The sequence below is a fragment of the Siccirubricoccus deserti genome, assembly GCF_014283215.1.
Classification (GTDB): Bacteria; Pseudomonadota; Alphaproteobacteria; order Acetobacterales; family Acetobacteraceae; genus Siccirubricoccus; species Siccirubricoccus deserti.
The window spans coordinates 1-22084 of record NZ_JACOMF010000035.1 but is presented as its reverse complement, the minus strand read 5'-3'; the positions used below and the strand labels follow the sequence as shown (position 1 = coordinate 22084).

Below are 22084 nucleotides of genomic sequence, written 5' to 3'. Positions count from 1 at the left end.
CAATCGTCATGGCGGGACCTGATCGGCCTCCCCAATTCCTTGCCTTCGCAGCAAAGCCGGATGCACGGGCCGATCCCGTGCATGATGGGCAATGGGCGCGCCGCGGGTCCGGGGACGCTGCGTGGCGATCCATCCTAACCGAGCTGCGCCAGGCTGCCGGCCTGGACCATGCCCCTCCAGCGCGCGACCTCCGCCGCAAACCAGGCGCCGAAGCCGGCGCCATCCGCCGGCAGCGGGACCGCGCTGGCCTGGGCCAGCCGTTCCTGCACCTCCGGCGTGGCGACGGCATGGTGGATGGCCGCTTCCAGCCTGGCCCGCGCCGGCTCCGGCGTGCCGCTGCGGGCGAAGAAGCCGAACCAGGTGAGGAATTCATAGCCGGCGATACCCTGCTCGGCGATGGTCGGCACCTCCGGGAAGGCCGCCGCCCGCTGCTTCGCGGTGATGCCGATCGGCCGCACCGCGCCGGCCGCCGCCTGGGGCGCCGAACTGCCCATCACGTCGAGCAGGATGCTGATGCGCTGCGCGATCAGATCGGGGTAGACCGCGCCGGAGCCGCGATAGGGCACATGGAGCAGCTCCACCCCCGCCTCGGCGCCGAGCAGCGCCCCGGCCAGGTGGCTGCCGGTACCGGGGCCGCTGCTGCCGTAGGAGATCTCGCGCGGCTTCATCCGCGCCGCGGAGATGACGTCGGCGACGCCGTGGAACGGGCTTTTCGGGGAGACCACCAGCAGATTCGGGATGGCGCCGAGCCCGGCGACGGCGACCAGGTCGCGCAGCGGGTCAAAGGGAATCGATTGCAGCGCCGGCGCGGTGGAGAGCGAGAGCGAGGCGAAGAGGATGATATGGCCATCCGCCCTCGCGTTCAGCGCGACATGGGCGGCGCCGATGTTGCCGCCGGCGCCCGGCCGCAGTTCCACCACCACGGACTGGCCGAGGAACTCCCCCATCGGCGGGCCGATCACCCGGGCCAGCACATCGGCCGAGCCGCCGGGCGCATAGGGCACGATCATGGTGACCGGCCGGTTCGGGAAGCCCTGGGCGCGGGCCGGCCAGGCGGCCAGCGCCGGCACGGCAAGCAGGTGGCGTCGAAACATGCTCGTCATTCTCCATAGGCTGGAGTGACGGCGCTTCCCCCCGGCGGTTTCCTGGGCCGCGCCCGCTGGCGCGGCGGTTCAGTCGGCGCCCAGCCGCTCCGCCGCCAGCGCGGCAAGCCGGGCCTTGTCGATCTTGTTGGTCCCCATCAGCGGCAGCGCATCGAGGAACCAGATACGCCGTGGGTGCATATAGGCGGGGGCATGCTCCAGGGCATGGGCCTTCAGCGCGGCTTCATCCACCGCCCCGCGCCGCACCACGAAGGCAACGGGCTTGGTCCCCTTGATGGCGTCCGGCACCGGGATGACGGCGGATTGCTCGACCGCCGGATGGCTCTCCAGGACCTTCTCCACCTCGCTCGGGAAGATGTTCTCCCCGCCCGAGATGAACATGTCGTCGATCCGGCCGACCACGGTGAAGAAGCCGTTCTCGTCGCGGTGGAAGACATCGCCGGTGACGTAGAAGCCATCCGGGGTCAGCGGCGATTTCAGGTCGGGGCGGTTCCAGTAGCCGTTCATCAGCGCCGGGCATTTCTGCTCCAGCACATTGTCGGCGTTCAGGCGCAGTTCCACCGCCGGATGCGGGTAGCCGACCGAGAGCGGCGGGGTCGGGATGCCCTCCGGATGCCTGCCGAACACCACCGGCCCGGCTTCCGTGGTGCCGTAGCCGTTGACGAAACCGGCCTGCGGGAAGGCCGCCCGGATCGCCGCCACCAGCGCCGGCGAGACCGGCGCGGAGCCGCAGCGGACATGGCGGACGCAGCTGGTGTCGGTCGCCGTCAGCGTCTCCCGCTCCTGCAGCAGCATCGCCATCATCGGCGGCACGCCGGTGATCCAGGTGACGCGGTGCGCGCCGATGGCGCGGATGTAGCTGCGCGCCTCGAAGGCCGGCAGCAGCACCACGGTGATGTGGGCGGCCGAGGCAAGCTGGGCCAGCGCCAGCCCGTTCATGTGATAGAGCGGCGCGGCGATCAGCACCCTCTCCCGCGCCATGTCGGCGCCGGCCAGTCGCTGCTCCACCACCCAGAGATGCGACTGGTGCGACAGCACCACACCCTTTGGCCGGCCGGTGGAGCCGGAGGTGTAGAGGAAGAGGGCCGGCTCCGCCGGCTCCGGCATCACCGGGGTGAAATCGCCGGGATCGAGCAGCGCATCCCATGCGGCGCTGCCGAAGGTGATGCCCGGCACGCCCTCCGGCACCGCGGCGGCGCGGGCGGCATCGGTCAGCACCAGTGCGGCGCCGCTGTTGCGCAGCACGTATTCGACCGTTGCCGGCGGGAAGCGCCAGTTCACCGGCACGGCGACCAGCCCGGCACGCATCGCGCCGTTCAGCGCCGCCAGGAATTCGGTTGAATTGGCGGCGAGGATGCCGACCCGGTCGCCGCGCCTGAGCCCCCGCCGCAGCAGCCCGCGCGCCGCGGCATTGCTCAGCGCGTCGAGTTCCGCGTAGCTCACCTCGCGCGGCGCCGCGCCCGAGAGGTCGATCAGCGCCGGCTTGGCCGGGTCCCGGGCGCGGTCGATCAGCGCGCCCAGGTTGGTGAAGCCGGTCACTTCGGCGGCGCGGTGAGGTAGGTGCCGCGGCCGGAGGCGCAGAGCTTGCCGTCGAGGTCGTAGATGGCGGCCTCCGCCACCGAGACCATGCCGCCCTGCCGCACCACCTTGCCTTTGCAGATCAGGTCGCCCGGCATGGCGGCGCGATGGTAGTCGACCCGCATGTCGACGGTCGGGATGCCGCGCCCCAGCTCGATCCCGAGCGCCCAATCGGCGGCGAGGTCGACCAGCGCGGCGAGGATGCCGCCATGGGTGTAGCGGCGGTCCGGATTCACCACCCATTCCTCGCGCCAGGTGGCGCGGATGGTGATCTCGCCCTGCCCGACCGCCTCGACCTTCAGGCCGAGCCATTTGTGGTAGGGCGCGCGGGTGACGAGCGCCTGGGCTTCCTCGAGGGAGATGGTCATGGCGTCACCACCACCTTGCCCATGACCTTGCGGTCGCGGATCAGCGCCAGCCCCTCGGCGGCCTTCTCCAGCGGCACCACCGTGTCGATCACCGGCTTCATCTCGCCGCGCTGGATCATGCCGAGCAGCGATTCGAAATCCTCGTTGTAGAAGCTGTTGCTGCCGATCACCTGCAACTCGAAGGTCCAGATAAAGCGGAGATCCTCCTTCGGGTCGAAGCCAGCCGTCGCGCCGCAGACCAGGATCTTGCCGCCGCGCTTCACGCAGCGCAGCCCGGGGGCCCAGGTGTCGCCGCCGGTGTAGTTGATCAGGACGTCGACGCCGCCCTCGTAGCTGCGGCGCTGCGGCTTGCCGAAGCGCTGGATCGCCCACTTCGAGAAATCGACCTCGTTGTAATTGATCGCCTCGTCGGCGCCGATCTCCTTCAGCCGCTCGCACTTCTCCGCGCTGCCTGCGGCCGCGACGACATAGGCGCCGAGCTGCTTCGCCAGCAGCACGCAGCCGGTGCCGACGCCGCCCGAGGCGCCGAGGATCAGCACATTGTCCCCGGCCTTGATGGTCTTGTGGGTCACGATCATCCGGTGCGCGGTGCCATAGGCCACCGGCAGCGACGCCGCCTGCTCGAAGCTGACGCCAGTGGGGATGCGGATCAGCTGCGCCGCCTCGACCAGACAGTACTCCGCCATGCCGCCATCCAGCATCTCGCCCATCAGGCCCTTGGCCTTGTTGATGGGGTTGACCATGACGCGCTCGCCGGTTGACCAGCCGGCGACCTCCGGACCGAGCTCGGCGATCTCGCCGGCCATGTCGAGGCCGATGACCACCGGCATCGGCACCTTGATGCCGGGCATGCCCTTCACGGTGAAGACGTCATGATAGTTGAAGGAGGAGGCGCGGACGCGGATCACCACCTGGCCCGGACCAGGCTTCGGCGTAGGGTAGTCCGCTTCCAGCGCCAGCCGGTCCAGATCGCCATGCTGGCGCAGCACGAGGGCACGCATCGATTGCAACAATCCTTCCTGGTCTGCGGCCGAGATTGGTCCAGCGGGGCGCCCCGATCAAGCCGGGGCCGGGCCATCGCCCCGCGGGCCGGCTCAGAAGCTGAGCTGCACCTTCATCGCCCGGCTGCGGTCGCCGGCCAGTTCGAAGGCCGCCACCGCCTCCTCGGCCGGCAGGGTCGCGCTCAGCAGCGGCATGGGATCGATGCCGCCGCGCGCCAGCACCTCCACCGCCAGGGCGAATTCCGCGTGGAAGCGGAAGGTGCCGCGCAGGGTGATCTCCTTCGCCACCAGTGCCGAGAGCGGCAGGCCGACATCGCCGCCGAGGCCAAGCTGGACGATGGTGGCCTGCGGCCGCGCCACCTGGATGGCCGCGGCCAGCGCCGCGCCGCTGCCCGAGGCCTCGAACACCACGTCGAAATGCCCCTTGTCCAGGGCGTAGGAGGCCAGCGCCTCGGTGTCCTCGCCGACCGCGACGGTGCGGTCCGCGCCCATCCGCCGCGCGGTCAGCAGCGGTGTCGCATGCAGGTCGGTGACCACGATCTCGCGGGCCCCGGCATGCCGCGCCACGGCGATGGCGAGATTGCCGATCGGCCCCGCCCCGGTGACCAGCACCCGCGCCCCGAGCAGCGACCCGGCCTGGCGGGCGGCGTGCAGGCAGACCGCCAGCGGCTCGGCGAAGGCGGCGCATTCCAGCGTCATGCCGGGCGGCAGCGGCACCGCGCGGGCGGCCTCGCAGACCAGCGTCTCGGAGAAGCCGCCCTGGACATGCGGCAGCCGCATGGCGCTGCCGTAGAAGCGCATGTCGAGGCAGTGGTTCGGCCGGTCGCCCAGGCAATGCCGGCAGGCGCCGCAGGGCAGGCTGGGGTTCACCGCAACCGCCTGGCCCACCGCGAGACCGGAGACCCCCTCCCCGAGCGCCGCGACGGTGCCGGCGATCTCATGCCCCAGCACCATCGGCTCCCGCAGCCGGACCGCGCCGAAGCCGCCGTGCTGGTAGTAATGCAGATCGGAGCCGCAGATGCCGCCGCGGCCGATGCGGATAGCGATCTGGCCCGCCCCCGGCGCTGCGTCCTCCCGCGCCTCCACCCGCAGGTCGCGGGGGCCGTGGATGACGATGGCGCGGCTCATGGCCGGATCTCCGTCGGCAGGGGCCGGCCGGCGAAATGGGCGGCGAGGTTGTCCTGCATCAGCCGGCCCATGGCCTTCCTGGTCTCCACCGTGCCGCTGGCGGCATGCGGCGCCAGCAGGACATTCGGCAGAGTGCTGAGTTCGGCGGCGATCGCCGGCTCGTTCCAGAACACGTCGAGCGCGGCCAGCCCGATGCGGCCGGCGCGGATCGCCGCCAGCAGCGCCGGCTCATCGACGCAGGAGCCGCGCGAGACATTGACGAAGATCGCCCCGGGCGGCAGGGCGGCGATCGCCGCAGCGTCAATCAGCCCCTGGGTCGTGGGGCCGCCCATGGCGCAGCAGACCATGATCTCCACCTGCGGCGCCAGCGCCGCCGGGGTCGGGTAATAGGCATAGGGAAGGTCCGGCTTCTTTGCCCGGCCGCTGTAGGCGACCGGCATGCCGAACCCCTCCGCCCGCCGCGCCACCGCCCGGCCGATCCGCCCCAGCCCGACGATGCCGAGCCGCTTGCCCCAGACCCGCGTGGTCAGCGGCATCGACCCCTCCGTCGCCCAGCGCCCCTGCCGCACTCAGGCATCGGCGGCGGGGATGCGCCGCGCCGCGCCGAGCAGCAGGGCGAAGGCCATGTCGGCCATATCCTCGGTCAGCACATCCGGGGTGTTGGTGACCGGAATGCCATGGGCGGCGCACCAGGGCCGGTCGATGGCATCGACGCCGACGCCGTAGCAGGCGACGATCTCCAGCCTCGGCAGCCGGTCCAGCAGGGCCGCGCTAGCGCCGATCTCGCCCTTGGTGACGATGCCGCGGATATTCCCGGCGTGGCGCGCCAGCAGGGCCTCCGGGTCTGGCGCTTCATAGAGCAGGTGCAGGGTGTAACGCTCGGCCATGGCGGCGAGGTCCCAGTCGGGCAGATCGCCCAGCACCAGAAGCTCCGGCTTGTCCATGCGGGCGTCCCCTGCTTGTTTGCGGGAGAAGTAAAGCAGATCGCCGCCCGGCGGAACGCCTCATGGCGGAGACTGCCGTGACATCAACGGGCTGGCCGTGTCAGGGGATGGATCCATGTCGCTCAAGCTGTTCGACCTCACCGGGCGGCGCGCCCTGATCACCGGATCCAGCCAGGGGATCGGCCTGGCCCTGGCCCGCGGGCTGGCGGAGGCCGGGGCGGCGGTGGTGCTGAACGGCCGCGACCGGGCGAAGCTGGAAGCGGCGGCGGCGCGGCTGAAGGCGGATGGGCTGGCGGTGGACATCGCCGCCTTCGACGTCACCGACAGCGCCGCGGTGGATGCCGGCGTGGCGCGGATCGAGGCGGAGCTCGGCCCGGTCGGCATCCTCTGCAACAATGCCGGGGTGAACCTGCGCGGCGCGCTGCACGAGATGCCGGACGAGACCTGGCACACCGTCATCGCCACCAACCTGCACAGCGCCTTCTACTGCGCCCGCGCGGTGGCGAAGGGGATGGTGGCGCGCGGCCAGGGCAAGATCATCAACACCTGCAGCGTGATGAGCATGCTCGGCCGCGCGACGACAGGCCCCTATACCGCGACCAAGGGCGCCATCGGCATGCTGACCAAGGCGATGTGCGCCGACTGGGCGAAGCACGGCATCCAGTGCAACGGCATCGCCCCCGGCTATTTCAGTACCGAGCTGACCGCGCCGCTGCGCGCCAACCCGGAGTTCAACGACTGGCTCTGCAAGCGCACGCCCGCCGGCCGCTGGGGCGAGCTGCCGGAGCTGGTGGGAGCGGCGGTCTTCCTTGCCTCCGACGCATCGAGCTACGTCAACGGTCACCTGCTCTATGTCGATGGCGGGCTGACCAGCGTGGTATGAGCCCGGCTTGACGCCCGCCGCGCGCAAGGCGAGGTTGCGCGCCATTCCAAGGGAGGGGCTGACCACCCATGAGCATCAACGGCAAGGCCTACATCGTCGGGGCCTATGAGCACCCGACGCGCAAGGCCGACGACAAATCCGTGGCGCAACTCCATGCCGAGGTCGCCTTCGGCGCCTTGCAGGATGCCGGCCTCTCCAAGGACGACATCGACGGCTATTTCTGCACCGGCGCCGCGCCCGGCCTTGGCCCGCTGAACATGGCCGACTACCTTGGCCTGACGAAGCTCAGGCACCTCGACAGCACCGATGTCGGCGGTTCCTCCTACGTGCTGCATGTGGGCCACGCGGCGGAGGCGATCGCGCTCGGCCTCTGCGACGTCGCGCTGGTGACCCTGGCCGGGCGGCCGCGGGCCGAAGCGATGGCGACCGGCACCGCGCCGCGCACCTGGGGCGCCAATGTGCCGGACGACCCCTTCGAGATGGTCTATGGCCGCACCGTCGCCAATGTCTACGCGATGTGCGCGATGCGCCACATGCATGAGTTCGGCACCACCAGCGAGCAGCTCGCCTGGATCAAGGTCGCGGCCAGCCACCACGCGCAGTGGAACGAGCATGCGATGCTGCGCAAGGTGGTGACGGTCGAGGATGTGGTGAACTCGCCCATGGTCTCCGACCCGCTGCACCGGCTGGATTGCTGCGTGATCTCGGATGGCGGCGGCGCGCTGATCATCACCCGGCCGGAGATCGCGAAGTCGCTGAAGCGCCCGCTGGTCAAGGTGAAGGGCCATGGCGAGGCGACCAAGAACCAGAATGCCGGCTACACCGACGTAACCTTCTCCGGCGCCCGCTGGTCCGGCCCGCGCGCCTTCGAGGAAGCCGGGGTGACGCCGCAGGACATCCAGTACGCCAGCATCTACGACAGCTTCACCATCACCGTGCTGATGCAGCTGGAGGATCTCGGCTTTTGCGAGAAGGGCCAGGGCGGGAAATTCGTCAGCGACGGCAATCTCATCAGCGGCGTCGGCAAGCTGCCCTTCAACACCGATGGCGGCGGGCTCTGCAACAACCACCCGGCCAACCGCGGCGGCATGACCAAGGTGATCGAGGCGGTGCGGCAACTGCGCGGCGAGGCGCATCCGAAGGTGCAGGTGCCGGGCTGCACCCTGGCGCTGGCGCATGGCACCGGCGGGCTGCTCGGCACGCGGCACGGCAGCGCGACCGTCATCCTGGAGAGGGAGTGAGTCGCCCGATCGCCGGCGCGCCGCAAGGCGCGCCGCAAGGCGCGCAAGCGTGACTCGGCCGACCTCAAGGAGACAAGACCATGGCAACGCCAGCTTCCAACCGCACCCTTCCCGCCATCCAGGTGGACCCGACCAACAAGCCCTATTTCGACGCCGCCCGTGAAGGCCGGCTGCTGATCGGCCTCTGCAAGGACACGAACAAGCATTTCTGGTACCCGCGCGGCTGCTCCCCCTTCACCCTCTCGAACAATGTCGAGCTGGTGCAGGCCAAGGGTACCGGCACCATCTACACCTACACGGTGATGCGGACGAAGGAGCCGTACTGCGTCGCCTATGTCGAGCTGGATGAGGGCGTGCGCGTCTTCACCAACATCGTCGACTGCGATCTGGACAGCCTGAAGATCGGCCAGAAGGTGAAGGTCGTCTTCAAGCCGACCCAGGGCGATTCCCCGCCGGCGACGATGTTCACCCCGGCCTGACGGGGCTTGGCGCCAGGACGGCCCCCGTCAGGCGCCAGCATTGGAAAACATTTTTAGGATCAAGGCACTAAGAGTGCCTATCAACACCGGACACGTCCTGGTGTCCTTCCGCGGCTTTGCCGCGGAAGGCGTGCCGAAGCGCCGATCGGGAGGGGATCATCGGGGCCCCCGCAAAACTGCGAAGCGGTTTTGTGGGGAGTTCCAAATCGGGGGTTCTGCCCCCACCCTTCACCGGGGAGGCAAGCGCCTCCCCGCCTCCCATGACCCCGGCGTGGGCTTGTGCATGGTGGGTCCTATCGCCGTCTCACCACCGACGCTTGGGTCGAGCAATCAGCGCTGAGGCTGGTGCAGTTCTCCGCGACGCCAAAAATTCCAAGTCGAGAACGAGAGGGCGCCTTTACCGGCTCCACGACAACGCGCCCCTCAAGGTGAAACCCACGTAGAAGCCGTTGCTGTGGGTGGACAGTGGACCTAGGCGGCCCAGCCTGTTCCGTAATCGACCGCTTTTGCAACGAGATGGCCCTGCTTGATCCCCGAGAGTAAAGGGGGCAACAGCAAGGCATGAAAATCCGGCCCGAAGAATTTTCCGATATCCAAGCAATCCGCGCCGTCGTGGCGGAGGCATTCACGGATGCACCGCACAGCAGCGGCACGGAAACCGTCATAGTGGACGCCCTCCGGCGGGACGGCGCATTGACCATCTCTCTGGTCGCAGAGGATGAGGGCGAGGTCATCGGCCATGTCGCCTTCTCCCCGGTCACGATTGATGGGGTGGCAACGGGCCGGTTCGGCCTGGGTCCGGTGGCAGTCCGAAGCGACAGGCAGCGAAGCGGCATTGGGCAGGCGTTGATTCGCGCGGGTCTCGACGAACTCAGGAAGCAGGGCGCCCAAGGCTGCGTCGTCCTGGGTGATCCAGCCTATTACGCTCGCTTCGGCTTCAGCAGTGATCCTGCTCTCCGGTACGGCGACGTGCCTGCGGAGTACTTCCAGCGGTTCGGCTTCGGACAAGAACAACCCAGAGGAATGGTCGATTATCACCGCGCCTTTCTGGAAAGCTGACCCAAAACCTCCGTTTCCGTGGCAGAGGCGGGGTTGCGGGCCCGGCCATCCCGTCCCCGCGGATCGATCCGTCAGCGCCACCCGGAAGGTGCAGAAAGCCTTCCCGCCCTTGCCCCGCGCCGGCCCGGGACGCGATACTAAGCCGCCAAGGGAGACGCCGGATGCTCGACAATTCGCCCGCCGTGCTGCGCCAGGATGTGGGCGCGGTCGCTCTGCTCACCCTCAACCGGCCGGCAGCGCGCAACAGCCTCTCCCTTGCCATGATCGCCGCGCTGCAGGCGGCGCTGGACGAGGTTGGCGGGGATGAGGCCATCCGCTGCGTGGTGATCGCCGCCGAGGGCCGCGCCTTCTCCGCCGGCCACGACCTGAAGGAGATCGCCGCGCACCGCACCGATGCCGATGGCGGCGCCGCTTTCTTCGCCGAGACCATGGCGGCCTGCAGCGCGGTGATGCAGTCGGTGGTCACCCTGCCGCAGCCGGTCGTCGCCGCGGTGGAGGGCATCGCCACCGCCGCCGGCTGCCAGCTCGCCGCGAGCTGCGACCTGGTGGTGGCTGCCGAGGGCGCCGGATTCTGCACTCCTGGCGTGGACATCGGGCTGTTCTGCACCACGCCTGGCGTGGCGCTGGCCCGCGCCGTACCGCGCAAGGCGGCGATGGAGATGCTGCTGCTCGGCGAGATGATCCCGGCGGATGAGGCGCTGCGCATGGGGCTGGTCAACCGCGTGGTGCCGGCCGGCGAGGCGCTGCCGGCGGCCATGGCGCTGGCCCAGCGCGTCGCCGCCCGCTCTGCCGTCGCGCTGCGCATGGGCAAGCGTGGCTTCAACATGCAGGCGGCGCAGCCGCTGGCCGAAGCCTATGCGACGGCCGGCCAGGTGATGGTCGAGAACCTGCTGGCGGCGGATGCGGCGGAAGGCATCGGCGCCTTCCTCGGCAAGCGCAAGCCGGAATGGCGGCACGAGTAGGACGGGCAGCGATGGATTACGACACCGGCCTCGGGCGGAATCCCGCCAACCACCAGCCGCTGACGCCGCTGCTGTTCCTGGAACGCGCGGCGGCGGTGTTTCCGGACCACCTCGCCGTGGTGCATGGCGCGCTGCGGCGCGACTACCGCAGCCTGCGGGAGCGCTGCGTGCGGCTGGCCTCGGCGCTGGCGGCGCGCGGCATCGGTCGCGGCGACACGGTGGCGGCGCTGCTGCCGAACATCCCGGAAATGCTGGAATGCCACTATGGCGTGCCCATGGCGGGTGGCGTGCTGAACACCATCAACACAAGGCTCGACGCCGACACCATCAGCTACATCCTGAGCCATGGCGAGGCGAAGGCGGTCATCGTCGACCGCGAGCTGGTGCCGGTGCTGCGCGCGGCGCTTGCCATCTCCGGCGCCGCGCCGCTGGTGATCGAGGTGGATGACCCGGAAGCGCCGGCGGCGGCGCGGGCGCAGACCATGGGCGGGATCGGCTATGAGGCGCTGCTTGCGGAGGGCGATCCGGCCTATGCCTGGGCGCCGCCGCGCGACGAATGGGATGCCATCACGCTGAACTACACCTCCGGCACCACAGGAAGGCCGAAGGGCGTGGTCTACCACCACCGCGGGGCGCAGCTGCTGGCGACGGGCAATGTGCTGTCCGCCAGCATGGCACGGCATCCGGTCTATCTCTGGAGCCTGCCGATGTTCCATTGCAACGGCTGGTGCTTCCCCTGGACCGTCACCGCCGTCGCCGGCACCCATGTCTGCCTGCGGGCGGTGCGCGGCGCGGCGATGTGGGCGCTGATGGCGGAGCATGGCGTCACCCATATGTGCGGCGCGCCGGTGGTGATGGCGACGCTGCTGGACACACCGGCGGCCGAGCAGCGCCCGCTGCCGCACCAGGTGCAATTCGTCGTCGCCGGGGCGCCGCCGCCGGAAGCGGTGCTGGGACGGATGCGCGCCGCCGGCTTCGCCGTGCTGCATGTCTATGGTCTCACCGAATGCTACGGCCCCGCCGTGGTCAACGAATGGAACCGCGCCTGGGACGCGCTGCCGCCACCGGAACAGGCCAGGCTGATGGCGCGGCAGGGCGTGCGCTATCAGGCGCTGGAAGCCCTCGAGGTGCGCGACCCGGTCACCCTGGAGCCGGTACCCGCCGATGGCGTGACCATGGGCGAGGTGATGATGCGCGGCAATGTGGTGATGAAGGGCTACCTCAAGGACAAGGCGGCGACCGAGGCGGCTTTCGCCGGCGGCTGGTTCCACACCGGCGACCTCGCGGTGAAATACCCGGATGGCTATGTGCAGCTGAAGGACCGCTCGAAGGACATCATCATCTCGGGCGGCGAGAACATCAGCTCCATCGAGGTGGAGGAGGCGCTGTACCGCCACCCCGCCGTGGCGCTGGCCGCGGTGGTGGCAAAGCCGGACGAGAAATGGGGCGAGGTGCCCTGCGCCTTCGTCGAGCTGAAGTCGGATGCGGCGGCGACGGAGGCGGAGTTGATCGCCTTCGTCCGTGAGCATCTGGCCGGCTTCAAGGCGCCGAAGCAGGTCATCTTCACCGAGCTGCCGCGGACCAGCACCGGCAAGATCCAGAAGCACATCCTGCGCGGCCAGGCGCGCGGCGACTGAAGGGAAGAAACCCGCCCTCTCCCCTTGCCGTCATGCGCGGGCTTCCCCGCGCACAGGGTGGCGTTGCAGGGCCGCTTCCGGCGCTTGCCGGTCAGCCCGAAGGCGCGCTACCGCGCCAGCAGCGTCTTCGCCAGCAACCCGCCCACGCCGGCGAGGGCCACGCCCAGCGCCATCGGCACCGCGGTTCCATCGTGCAGTGCGCCGACCATCCAGCCGGCCAGCGCGCCCAGGCCGAACTGCAGCGTGCCGATCAGCGCCGAGGCGCTGCCGGCCACCCTGCCCTGCGGCGCCATCGCCACCGTCGTCGCCAGCGGCATGGTGGCGCCGATGCAGGCGACATAGCAGAACAGCAGCGCGGCGATCGCCGGGAAGCCGCCCGCCCCGGTCGCCGCCACGCCCAGCAGCAGCAGCCCGACCACTGCCATGAAGCCCAGCACCAGGGTCAGCGCCCGCTCCGGCGCGATGCGGCGGGCGAACCGGGCGTTGACCTGCGCCACCAGCATGATGCCGAAGGCATTGAGGCCGAAGAACATGCCGTAATGCGCCGGCGCCACCCCGTGCAGATCCATGAAGACGAAGGGTGAACCGCCGATATAGGCGAACATCCCCGCCGCCGGCAGCGCGCCCGACAGCGCGTGTCCGAGGAAATGCCGGTTGCCCAGCAGCCGGGCATAGACCTGCAGGACACCCCCCAGCCCATCCTTCCGCCGCCGCTCCGCCGGCAGGCTTTCCCGCAGCCCGAGCCATACCACCACGGCGAGCCCGGCACTGTAGAGCGCCAGCACCCAGAAGATCGCCCGCCAATCGGCCACCGTCAGCAGCGCGCTGCCGATGGAGGGCGCCAGGATGGGCGCCATGCCGGACACCAGCATGAGCTGCGACATCAACCGCACCGAGGCACTGCCCTGGGTCAGGTCGCGGACGATGGCGCGGGCCATCACCATGCCAGCGCAGCCGCCGATCCCCTGGACGAAGCGCCATGCGGTGAACCAGTCGATATCGCTGGTCAGCGCGCAGCCGAGCGAGCCAGCGGTGAAGATGGCCAGACCCACCATGGCCGGCGGCTTGCGGCCGAAACGGTCGGCGAGCGGTCCATAGACCAGCTGCGCCAGCGCCATGCCGGCGAAGAAGGCCGCCAGGGTCCGTTGCACCGCACCGGCATCGGTGCCGAGCCCGAGGCGGATGACCGGAAAGGCGGGAAGGTACATGTCGGTCGCCAGCGGTCCGAAGGCCGACATGGCGCCAAGAATGAGCGTAAGGCTCAGGGCGACCGGTTGCATCGCCCGGGGGTTAGCACCGCATGCTGCGCTGCACCATGGGCCAGCACGACTGTTTCAGGTGAAGCTTACGCCATCATCCCGCAATCGCTGCTGGACCAGTGCCTTCGGGATCTTGCCATAGCCGGATTTCGGCAGCGCCTCCCACAGCACCACGCGCAGCGGCTGCTTGTAGCGGGCGATGCGGTCGGCCAGGTGGCGCAGCACCGCCGCCTCATCCAGCGTGGCGCCGTCGCGCGGCACCACGGCGGCGACGCCCGCCTCCCCCCAGCGCGGGTGCGGCAGCCCGACCACGGCGCACTCCAGCACCGCAGGATGGGTCAGGATCGCCTCCTCCACCTCGCGCGGATAGACGTTGCTGCCACCCGATATGTACATGTCGGATGCCCGGCCGGTGATGCTGAGGAAGCCGCGCGCATCCAGGGTGCCGAGGTCGCCGGTGTGGAACCAGCCGCCGCGGAAGGCCTTCTCGTTCGCCTCCGGATTCTCGAAATAGCCGGCGAAGACGGCGGCGCCGCGGACGCAGATCTCGCCGGTCTCGCCCGGCGGCAGGCGCTGCCCGGCGTCGTCGAGGATGGCGATCTCCATCCCGGTGCGGGCGCTGCCGCAGCTGCCGATGGGGATGCCGCCGGCATCCTCCGCCAGGCTGTGCTGGTCGGGCCGCAGCACGGTGATGTTGCCAGTCACCTCGCCAAGGCCGAAATACTGCACCAGGCAGGGGCCGAGCTTTTGCAGCGCCAGGATCTGGTCGGCGCGGTACATCGGCGCCCCGGCGTAGATGACGTGGCGCAGGCTGGAGTGGTCGGTGCGGTCCACCGCCGGATGCTCGACCAGCGCCTTCAGGATGGTCGGCACGGTGAAGATGTTGTCGATGCGGTGCTCCTCCACCAGCCGCCAGGCTTCCTCGGCATCCAGCCGCTCGGTCGGCAGCAGCACGCTGCGGGCGCCGCGCGCCACCTGGCCGAGCTGGTGGATGCCGGCGCCATGCGACAGCGGAGCGACGACCAGGGAGGCGCTGGCCTCGGTGGTGCCGGGGTAGAGGTCGGCGAGCTGATTGTTGACGCAGAAGGCGAGCTGGCCATGCGTCAGCACCGCCGCCTTCGGCCGGCCGGTGGTGCCGGAGGTGAAGAAGAACCAGATCGGGTCGTCATAGGCGACCGGCGCCTCATGGTCGGGCGGCGGCGGGGCGGCGGCGGCGAGCGCGGCCTCGTAATCCTGCTCCCCCTCCCGCGCATCGCCCACCGCCAGGACGAAGGGCGCGTGGCCGGTGGCGCGCACCGCATCGGCATGGGCGGCGAAGCCGCGGTCGCGCAGCAGGGCGCGCGGCCGGGCGGTCTCGGCGAGGCCGGCGACCTCGGCCGGGGTCAGGCGGAAATTCGTCGGCACCCAGACGGCGCCGAGCTTGAACGTCGCCCACATGCTCTCGAACATCGCATTGGAGTTGCGGGCGTGGACCATCACCCGGTCGCCCTTGCCGATGCCGGCCCCGGCCAGCACCGCGACCAGCCGGTCCACCCTCCTGTCCAGCTCGGCCCAGGACCAGCGCCGCTCGCCCCAGACCAGGGCGAGGTGGTCGGGCAGCCGGCGCGCCGTCTGGGTCAGCAACCGGCCGAGATTCATCGCTGTCGCCGGGCCCATGCGCGTGTCCTCCGTGGCGCCGAGGATAGCGGGCCGGCCGAGGCTGTAAATCGCCGGCCCCGCCGCGCTACTCGACCTGGATCGCCGCCGCCTTCACCACCTCCCGCCATTGCGGGACCTCAGCCCGCAGCCGTTCGGCGAGCGGCTGCGGGCCGGTCAGCAGCAGCTCCGCCCCGCGCTCCGACAGGCGGCGGGCGAGGTCGCCATCCGGCGCGCGCAGCGGCGCGAGCTCGGCCAGCATGCGCCGGATCGCCTCCGGCGCCGTCGCCTTGGCTGCGAACAGCCCGTACCAGAGCGTCGAGGAATAGCCCGGCACCAGCTCCCCGACCGCCGGCACATCCGGCAGCAGCGGCGCGCGCGCCGCGGTGGTCACGGCGATGCAGCGGGCGGTGCCGGCGCGGATATGCTCGAGCGGCACGGAGACATCGCCGGTGTAGCAGTCGATGTCGCCGGCCAGCAGCGCACTCATGATGAGCTGCGACCCGCGATAGGGCACATGGGTAAGGTCCACCTTCGCCTGCTGCATCAGCATCGCCATGGTGAGATGCGTCGAGGAGCCGACGCCGGAGCTGCCGAAGGTGAGGCGGTTCGGCTCCTCCCGCGCGCGGGCGAGGAACTCCGCCAGGCTTGCGGGACCATTGGCACGCACGACCAGAGTGTAGGGCGACTGCATCACCATCGTCACCGGCAGCAGGTCGGTGAAGGGATCGAAGCCGAGGTCGCGGCGGATCGCCGGCAGGGTGGCGACGGCGTTGGAGGTGATGAGGAAGGTGTGCCCGTCGGTCGCCTGCGCGACATGCTGCATGCCAACCGAGCCGCCCGCCCCCGCTCGGCTGTCATAGACCATGGGCTGGCCGAGCTTCGGCGTCAGGGCGTCGACGAAGAAGCGCCCCGGCACATCCTGCGGGCCGCCGGGCGCGAAGGGGCTGATCAACCGGACGGGGCGGTTGGGCCAGGCGGGCGCCTGCGCGAGCGCGGGGGCGGCCAGCCCGCCCAGCAGCGCCGCGCCAAGCCCACGGCGGGTGATGGTCATAGGTCTTCCTCCCAGGCTTTTTTCTTCCCCGGGATGCTAAGGCCAGTCAGGCCCCGAGGTACATTGCCAATCGACCTGACTCCGGCGGCATCTCCTCCAGCAGGGCGCACGGAGGCGCCGCGATGGGGCTGGCGCACAAGTCGCGATAGGCGGGGCCGGCGCCAGCGCGAACAGCGGCGGCGTCCGGCAGCGCGGCACTGACGACGACAGCTAAGGATGAAGCAGAGGAAGCGCGCCAACCTGGCATCGCCTCGCGGCTGTGCGCCACGCCCGGCTGATACGGAGGGACGCACCAAAGCGACTGCCGGAGGAGATTACCTCCGTGGCCGCACCGGCTGAGTCAATCGCCCTTTAATTTGGCATCTATAGTCCTTATCGCCAACATACTGTGCGCTTCATCCTTGATCGGCGCTATTTTAATCTGAATTCGGTCTCTTGCGCAGTGCAGCATGCGGACGGCAGCGGCTAGGCTCCCACACCGGAATTCCGAAGCGGAGTGGTCACTGCATGGACATCGGCGTCTTCCTTCCCATCGGCAACAATGGGTGGCTGATCTCCAGCACCTCGCCACAATACATGCCGAGCTTCGACCTCAACCGCGAAGTCACGCTCAAGGCAGAGCAATACGGCTTCGAATTCGCGCTCTCGATGATCAAGCTCCGCGGCTTCGGCGGGCCGAGCCAGTACTGGGACCACAACCTCGAAAGCTTCACCCTGATGGCCGGGCTGGCGGCCGTGACCACCCGCATCAAGCTCTTCGCCTCGGTCGCGGTGCTGACCGTGCCGCCGGCGCTGCTGGCGCGCATGGCGGTGACGATCGACAGCATCAGCCATGGCCGCTTCGGGGTGAACATCGTCTCCGGCTGGCAGAAGGCGGAGTACGAGCAGATGGGCATCTGGCCGGGTGAGCGGCATTTCGAGAAGCGCTACGAATACTGCTCGGAATACGTCCAGGTGATGAAGGACCTCTGGGCCAGCGGCGTCTCCGACTTCAAGGGCGAGTTCTTCCGGATGACGGATTGCCGCGTCAGCCCGACGCCGGCGGCGAAGCACATCGACATCATCGCCGCCGGGCAATCCAACCGCGGCATGCAATTCGCGGCGGAATACGCCGACTACAACTTCATCAGCGCCGGCGGCATCAACGACATCTCCCAGGTGGCGCCGCACACCACCCGGCTGATCGCCGCCAACGCCGCCGCCGGGGCGAACTGCAAGGCGATGCTGCTGATGATGATCATCGCCGACGAGACCGACGAGGCAGCGATGGCGAAGTGGCACCACTACGTCGCCGGCACCGACCTGGAGGCGCTGGCCTGGCGCGACGCCCAGGCCGGCGCGGATGTGAAGGCGGAGGCGCACAGCACCGTCGGCCGGATGGTGCGCAGCGACCGCCTGCCGACCAACATGCTCCGCCTCATCGGCTCCTACGCCACGGTGGCGCGGCAGCTGGATGCGTTGGCGGAGACGCCGGGCCTCGCCGGGGTGATGCTGACCTTCGACGATTTCCTCATCGGCATGGAGCAATTCGGCACCCGCATCCAGCCGCTGATGCAGAGCCGGCGGCACCTGGCCCGCGCGGCGGCCTGAGCGCCATGCCGGAGGGCCCCCTGCTGACCCAGCTCGACCTCGAGCTGCGTGGCATCCGCAAGCGCTACGGCAGCTTCACCGCGGTGGACGGCGTCTCGCTGGAGGTCGGCAAGGGGCAGTTCGTCTGCCTGCTCGGCCCCTCCGGCTGCGGCAAGACCACGACCTTGCGCTGCATTGCGGGCCTTGAGGAGCCGGATGACGGCGACATTCTGATCGGCGGGCGCGAGGTCACCGGCGACCCGCCCTGGAAGCGCGACATCGCCATGATGTTCCAGGACTTCGCGCTGTTTCCGCATATGAGCGTGGCGAAGCAGATCGGCTTCGGGCTGGAGATGCAGGGCAGGCCGCGGGCCGAGATCGAGGCGCGGGTGCGGGAGGTGCTGGCCAGCTTCGAGATCCTGCCGCTGGCCGACCGCCGGCCGGCCAGCCTGTCCGGCGGGCAGAAGCAGCGGGTGGCGCTGGCCCGGGCCATGGTGACCGAGCCGCGCATCCTGCTGCTGGACGAGCCGATCGGCGCGCTCGACTACAGCCTGCGTGAGACGGTGATGCTGGAGCTGAAGCTGCTGCAGCAGCGCAGCGGAATCAGCTTCATCTGGGTGACGCACGACCAGAACGAGGCCTTCTCGCTTGGTGATCTGGTGGTGGTGATGAACCACGCGCGGATCGAGCAGCAGGGCCCGCCGGAGGAGATCCTGGCGCGGCCGCGTACCCCCTTCGTCGCCGGCTTCGTCCAGGGCAACAACGTCTTCCGCGGCAAGGCCGGCGCCATCGAGGCCGGGCTGCTGCGCATCGTCACCGAGGTCGGCGAGTTCCTGGTTCCGGCCGGTGCGCACACCGCGGCGCCGGGCGCGCTGGTTTCCTTCTCGGTGCGGGCGGAGCGGATCATCGACCAGCCGGATGCCGCGGTGCGCAACCGCGTCACCGGCCGCTGCACTGCGGTGGAGTTCTTCGGCGCGGTCCGCCGCCATGTGCTGGAGCTGGCGGATGGCTCGCTGCTGAAATACGACCAGTTCGGCGCGCTGGCGCCGCGCTTCGTCACCGGGCAAGTGGTCGACCTCGGCTGGCGGGCCGAGGATGCGGTGCTGCACGCGCCATGAGCACCATTCGCCCCGGCTCGCCCACAAGCTACTGGCTCGCCGTGCCGGCGGCGGCCTGGATGCTGGCCGCGGTGGTGGTGCCGACTCTGCTGCTGCTCTGGGTATCCTTCTGGGGTGGCCGGGCCTTCTCCACCGCCAGCCCGCTGACCTTCGACAACTACATCCGCTTCTTCTCCAACGGCGCCTATCTGGGCCTCGTGCTGTCCACCTTCGGCCAGGCGGCGCTGCTGATGGCGATCACCGGCACCCTCGGCTACAGCATCGCCTATTTCCTGGTGGTGAAGCTGCAGAGCGCGCGCTGGCGCACGGCGCTGTTCCTGGCCTTCGTCATCCCCTTCTGGACCAGCACGCTGATCCGCGCCATCGCCTGGGTGCCCTTCCTCGGCGTCAATGGGGTGATCAACCAGGCGCTGATCTTCCTCGGCCTGACCTCGGCGCCAATCGAGGCCTTCCTCTATTCCATGGCCGGCATCACCATGGCGCAGGTCTCGCTCTACACCATGCTGGCGGCGGGGCCGGTGGTGTACATGCTGAACACCATCCCGCCGGCGCTGCGCGAGGCGGCGATGACCCTGAAGGCGACGCCCTTCACCGTCTGGCGGCGGATCATCTTCCCGCTGACCCTGCCGGGCGTGGTCATCGGCCAGGTGCTGGTGTTCCTGAACGTGATGGCGGATTTCGCCACCGTCGCCACCATCGGCGGCAACAAGCATGCGCTGCTCGGCAACCTCGTGCTGAATTTCTACGAGGGCTCGCAGCTCCGCTTCGCCTCCGTCGTCGCGGTGCTGCTGATGGTCTGCATGCTGGCCGGTGTGGCGCTGGCGCTGCGCGTGGTCGACATCCGCAAGCTCGGAGCCTAGCCATGACGCAGGTGACAATCGCCAAGGCCGAAGCCCCGGCGGCCGCGCCGCGCCGTGCCGTGCGGCGCCTCGACCACCGGACCCGCTCGCGCATCACCGCCTGGATGCTCGGCGGCATCACCCTGCTGTTCCTGCTGTACCAATGGCTGCCGATCCTGACCCTAGGCCTGCTGTCCTTCAGCGGCCCGACCGGCGGCACCACCTTCCCGATGAACGGCGTCTCGCTGCACTGGTACCGGGAGCTGTGGGACGCCTCCATCATGAACGACTTCAAGCCGCCGCTGGCGCGCAGCTTCCTGCTGGCGCTGGCCTGCTCGGCGACGACCGTCGTGCTGGCGGTGATGGCGGCGCAGGCGGTGCGCGGGCGGTTCCGCGGCAACGGGCTGTTCTTCTACCTGCTGCTGCTCGGCATCATGGCGCCGGGCATACTGGTCGGCTTCGGCTTCGCGCTGCTGATGCGGCTGATGGGTATCGAGCTGTCCTGGGACACCACAGCCTTCGTCACCCATGTCACCTGGACCCTGCCCTTCGGCTTCCTGACCATGCTGGCGGTGTTCAACCGCTTCGATGCCCGGCTGGAGGAAGCGGCGCTGACGCTTGGCGCCTCCCGCCTCACCACCTTCCGTCGCGTCACCCTGCCGATCGTGCTGCCCGGGGTGATGGGTGCCGGCCTGTTCGGCTTTTCCCTCTCCTACGACGAGTATCCGCGCAGCCTCTTCACCACGGGCGCCGACCTCACCCTGCCGCTGGCGGTGATGGCCCAGCTCGACCGGCAGCTGACGCCGGAGCTCTACGCGATCGGCACCACGACCACGGCCTTCTCCTTCATCGCCATCGGCATCTTCACCTTCGCCTTCTGGGTCCTGCGCCGCCGCGTGCAGGCCCGCAAACCCTGACGAGGAGCCACGACCCATGACGATCCAGCGTCGCCATCTGCTCGGGGCCGCTGCGGCCTCGGGTTTCGCGCTGCCCGGGATCTCCCGGGCCCGGGCGCGGCAGATCAACCTCGCCGGCGCCAGCTTCGACATGCGGGAGCCGATCCTCCGCGAATTCGCCAAGCGCACCAGCATCATCCCGCGCCCCTGGGTGAACCCTTCCACCCAGGCCCGCGTCGACCGCATGCGCACCGCGCCGGTCGATTGCGTCACCATCGATGCGCCCTTCGCCGCCTTCGCCAGTGGCGAGACGCTGATCCAGCCGATCGACACCTCCCGCATCGCCAATTGGGGCAAGCTGCATCCGCTGCTGCGCGAGGGGCGGGCGACGCCGGACTCGCCGCTCGGTCTCGGCGCCAACCCGGGGCGGATGATGTATGTCGATGCGGCGCGCAGCCGCTCGCTGTTCCTGCCCTGCTTCTTCCAGATGGACAGTATCGGCTACAACAGCCGCCACGTCGCCGCCGAGGGCAACGAGCTGAGCTGGGGCGAGCTGTTCAATCCGAAGTATCGCGGCAAGGCCGCGCTCTACGGCATCGACTGGCTGGGCATGCTGGATGCGGCGCTGGGCATGAAGGCACTCGGCCTGCTGCCGGAGAGCACGGATCCGACCGGGCTGACCGAGAAGGAGGTCGATACCGTCGTCGCCTTCCTCAAGGAGAAGAAGAAGGAAGGCCATTTCCGCGCGCTCTGGCGGGCCTATGGCGAGCTGGTGAACCTGATGGCCGCGGAGGAGGTGTGGATCGCCGATGCCTGGTGGCCGGTGGTGGTGGAGGTCGCGGGCAAGGGCGTGCCGGTGCGCTATGCCGCGGCGAAGGAGGGCTACCGCGCCTGGTGCGTTGGCCAGGCGATTTCCGCCTCCACCCGCGACCTCGATGCCTGCTATGAATGGCTGAATTTCTGGCTGGAAGGCTACGCCGGGGCGCGGCAGTCGGAGATCGGCTATTTCTCCACCGTCGATACCTATGCGAACTACCTGCCGGCGCAGATGGTCGCCGAGGTCTATGGCGGCGTCGGCCGCGACGGCGGCTCGCTGGAGAACCGCGCCGCCAAGGTCTATGTCTGGAACACCCGCCCAGCCAACCTTGAGTACTATACAGAGAAATGGAACGAATTCCTGGCGGCATAATCCAAGGGTTCCAAGCACTACTTCGGCAGATTTCTGTTGGCCTGAGATCCCGGCTGGTAAGCTGATGGACGTTCCGATTGAGGTGCGGCCCGGTGAGGTGGCGCATGATCGAAGCGGCAGCGGAGTGGGAATCGACCTTTGC

21 protein-coding genes are annotated in these 22084 nt (G+C 69.5%); 11 read left to right on the top strand and 10 right to left on the bottom strand.

Annotated features, from left to right (window positions below; translation table 11 throughout):
* Nucleotides 1-134 precede the first annotated feature (134 nt).
* The 7 genes from H7965_RS21075 to H7965_RS31130 all read right to left on the bottom strand — a co-directional run bounded on the left by H7965_RS21075 (nt 135) and on the right by H7965_RS31130 (nt 6122).
* Nucleotides 135-1094, bottom strand: coding sequence for a Bug family tripartite tricarboxylate transporter substrate binding protein (locus H7965_RS21075; RefSeq protein WP_186772558.1), 960 nt, complete (start codon nt 1092-1094; stop codon nt 135-137).
* Nucleotides 1095-1172: 78 nt separating this feature from the next.
* Nucleotides 1173-2642, bottom strand: a complete 1470-nt coding sequence (locus H7965_RS21070) for a class I adenylate-forming enzyme family protein (protein WP_186772557.1) — start codon at nt 2640-2642, stop codon at nt 1173-1175.
* Nucleotides 2639-3049, bottom strand: a complete 411-nt coding sequence (locus H7965_RS21065) for a PaaI family thioesterase (protein ID WP_186772556.1) — start codon at nt 3047-3049, stop codon at nt 2639-2641. Before H7965_RS21065 ends, H7965_RS21070 begins: the two co-directional genes overlap by 4 nt.
* The gene (locus H7965_RS21060) at nt 3046-4050 is read right to left on the bottom strand and encodes a quinone oxidoreductase family protein (protein ID WP_186772555.1); all 1005 of its coding nucleotides are present in this window, start codon (nt 4048-4050) and stop codon (nt 3046-3048) included. The genes H7965_RS21065 and H7965_RS21060 overlap by 4 nt, the downstream gene beginning before the upstream one ends.
* A 93-nt stretch (nt 4051-4143) precedes the next feature.
* Nucleotides 4144-5178: an L-idonate 5-dehydrogenase gene (locus H7965_RS21055; RefSeq protein WP_186772554.1), complete on the bottom strand. Its 1035-nt coding sequence runs from the start codon at nt 5176-5178 to the stop codon at nt 4144-4146.
* Nucleotides 5175-5747 carry an NAD(P)-dependent oxidoreductase gene (locus tag H7965_RS31135; protein ID WP_268239766.1) on the bottom strand — a complete coding sequence of 191 codons (573 nt, stop codon included), beginning with the start codon at nt 5745-5747 and terminating at the stop codon, nt 5175-5177. The genes H7965_RS21055 and H7965_RS31135 overlap by 4 nt, the downstream gene beginning before the upstream one ends.
* Complete coding sequence (locus tag H7965_RS31130; RefSeq protein WP_229682730.1) at nt 5748-6122, bottom strand: Rossmann-fold NAD(P)-binding domain-containing protein; 375 nt, start codon at nt 6120-6122, stop codon at nt 5748-5750.
* 115 nt (nt 6123-6237) lie between these two features.
* Here H7965_RS31130 and H7965_RS21045 point away from each other — a divergent pair, with 115 nt between their 5' ends.
* From H7965_RS21045 to H7965_RS21020, 6 genes are all read left to right on the top strand, one after another.
* On the top strand, nt 6238-7005 hold the full coding sequence (locus H7965_RS21045) for an SDR family oxidoreductase (RefSeq protein ID WP_186772553.1): 768 nt from the start codon (nt 6238-6240) through the stop codon (nt 7003-7005).
* A 68-nt stretch (nt 7006-7073) separates the two neighbouring features.
* Nucleotides 7074-8246, top strand: a complete 1173-nt coding sequence (locus tag H7965_RS21040) for a thiolase domain-containing protein (RefSeq protein ID WP_186772552.1) — start codon at nt 7074-7076, stop codon at nt 8244-8246.
* Nucleotides 8247-8326: 80 nt separating this feature from the next.
* A complete protein-coding gene (locus tag H7965_RS21035) occupies nt 8327-8725 on the top strand; it encodes a Zn-ribbon domain-containing OB-fold protein (RefSeq protein ID WP_186772551.1) in 399 nt (132 codons plus the stop codon).
* 561 nt (nt 8726-9286) lie between these two features.
* Complete coding sequence (locus H7965_RS21030; RefSeq protein WP_186772550.1) at nt 9287-9784, top strand: GNAT family N-acetyltransferase; 498 nt, start codon at nt 9287-9289, stop codon at nt 9782-9784.
* Nucleotides 9785-9945: 161 nt separating this feature from the next.
* Nucleotides 9946-10746: an enoyl-CoA hydratase gene (locus tag H7965_RS21025; protein ID WP_186772549.1), complete on the top strand. Its 801-nt coding sequence runs from the start codon at nt 9946-9948 to the stop codon at nt 10744-10746.
* Nucleotides 10747-10757: 11 nt separating this feature from the next.
* Entirely contained in the window at nt 10758-12383 is a 1626-nt protein-coding gene (locus H7965_RS21020) for an acyl-CoA synthetase (protein ID WP_186772548.1), read from the top strand.
* A 107-nt stretch (nt 12384-12490) separates the two neighbouring features.
* Here the strand turns inward: H7965_RS21020 and H7965_RS21015 are convergent, their stop codons facing one another.
* The 3 genes from H7965_RS21015 to H7965_RS21005 form a co-directional block, all read right to left on the bottom strand.
* The gene (locus H7965_RS21015) at nt 12491-13663 is read right to left on the bottom strand and encodes a multidrug effflux MFS transporter (RefSeq protein ID WP_186772547.1); all 1173 of its coding nucleotides are present in this window, start codon (nt 13661-13663) and stop codon (nt 12491-12493) included.
* A 54-nt stretch (nt 13664-13717) separates the two neighbouring features.
* The gene (locus H7965_RS21010; protein ID WP_186772546.1) at nt 13718-15298 is read right to left on the bottom strand and encodes an acyl-CoA synthetase; all 1581 of its coding nucleotides are present in this window, start codon (nt 15296-15298) and stop codon (nt 13718-13720) included.
* 67 nt (nt 15299-15365) lie between these two features.
* Nucleotides 15366-16331: a Bug family tripartite tricarboxylate transporter substrate binding protein gene (locus H7965_RS21005; RefSeq protein ID WP_186772545.1), complete on the bottom strand. Its 966-nt coding sequence runs from the start codon at nt 16329-16331 to the stop codon at nt 15366-15368.
* Nucleotides 16332-16838: 507 nt separating this feature from the next.
* Between H7965_RS21005 and rutA the strand changes: the two genes are divergently transcribed.
* From rutA to H7965_RS20980, 5 genes are read left to right on the top strand one after another with little or no spacing between them, the layout of a single operon-like run.
* Complete coding sequence (gene rutA, locus H7965_RS21000; protein WP_186772544.1) at nt 16839-17921, top strand: pyrimidine utilization protein A; 1083 nt, start codon at nt 16839-16841, stop codon at nt 17919-17921.
* A 5-nt stretch (nt 17922-17926) separates the two neighbouring features.
* Complete coding sequence (locus tag H7965_RS20995) at nt 17927-19018, top strand: ABC transporter ATP-binding protein (protein WP_186772543.1); 1092 nt, start codon at nt 17927-17929, stop codon at nt 19016-19018.
* The gene (locus H7965_RS20990) at nt 19015-19878 is read left to right on the top strand and encodes an ABC transporter permease (RefSeq protein ID WP_186772542.1); all 864 of its coding nucleotides are present in this window, start codon (nt 19015-19017) and stop codon (nt 19876-19878) included. The genes H7965_RS20995 and H7965_RS20990 overlap by 4 nt, the downstream gene beginning before the upstream one ends.
* 2 nt (nt 19879-19880) lie before the next feature.
* On the top strand, nt 19881-20774 hold the full coding sequence (locus H7965_RS20985; protein ID WP_186772541.1) for an ABC transporter permease: 894 nt from the start codon (nt 19881-19883) through the stop codon (nt 20772-20774).
* Between the two features lie 16 nt (nt 20775-20790).
* Nucleotides 20791-21942: an ABC transporter substrate-binding protein gene (locus H7965_RS20980; RefSeq protein WP_186772540.1), complete on the top strand. Its 1152-nt coding sequence runs from the start codon at nt 20791-20793 to the stop codon at nt 21940-21942.
* The last annotated feature ends 142 nt before the right edge of the window (nt 21943-22084 follow it).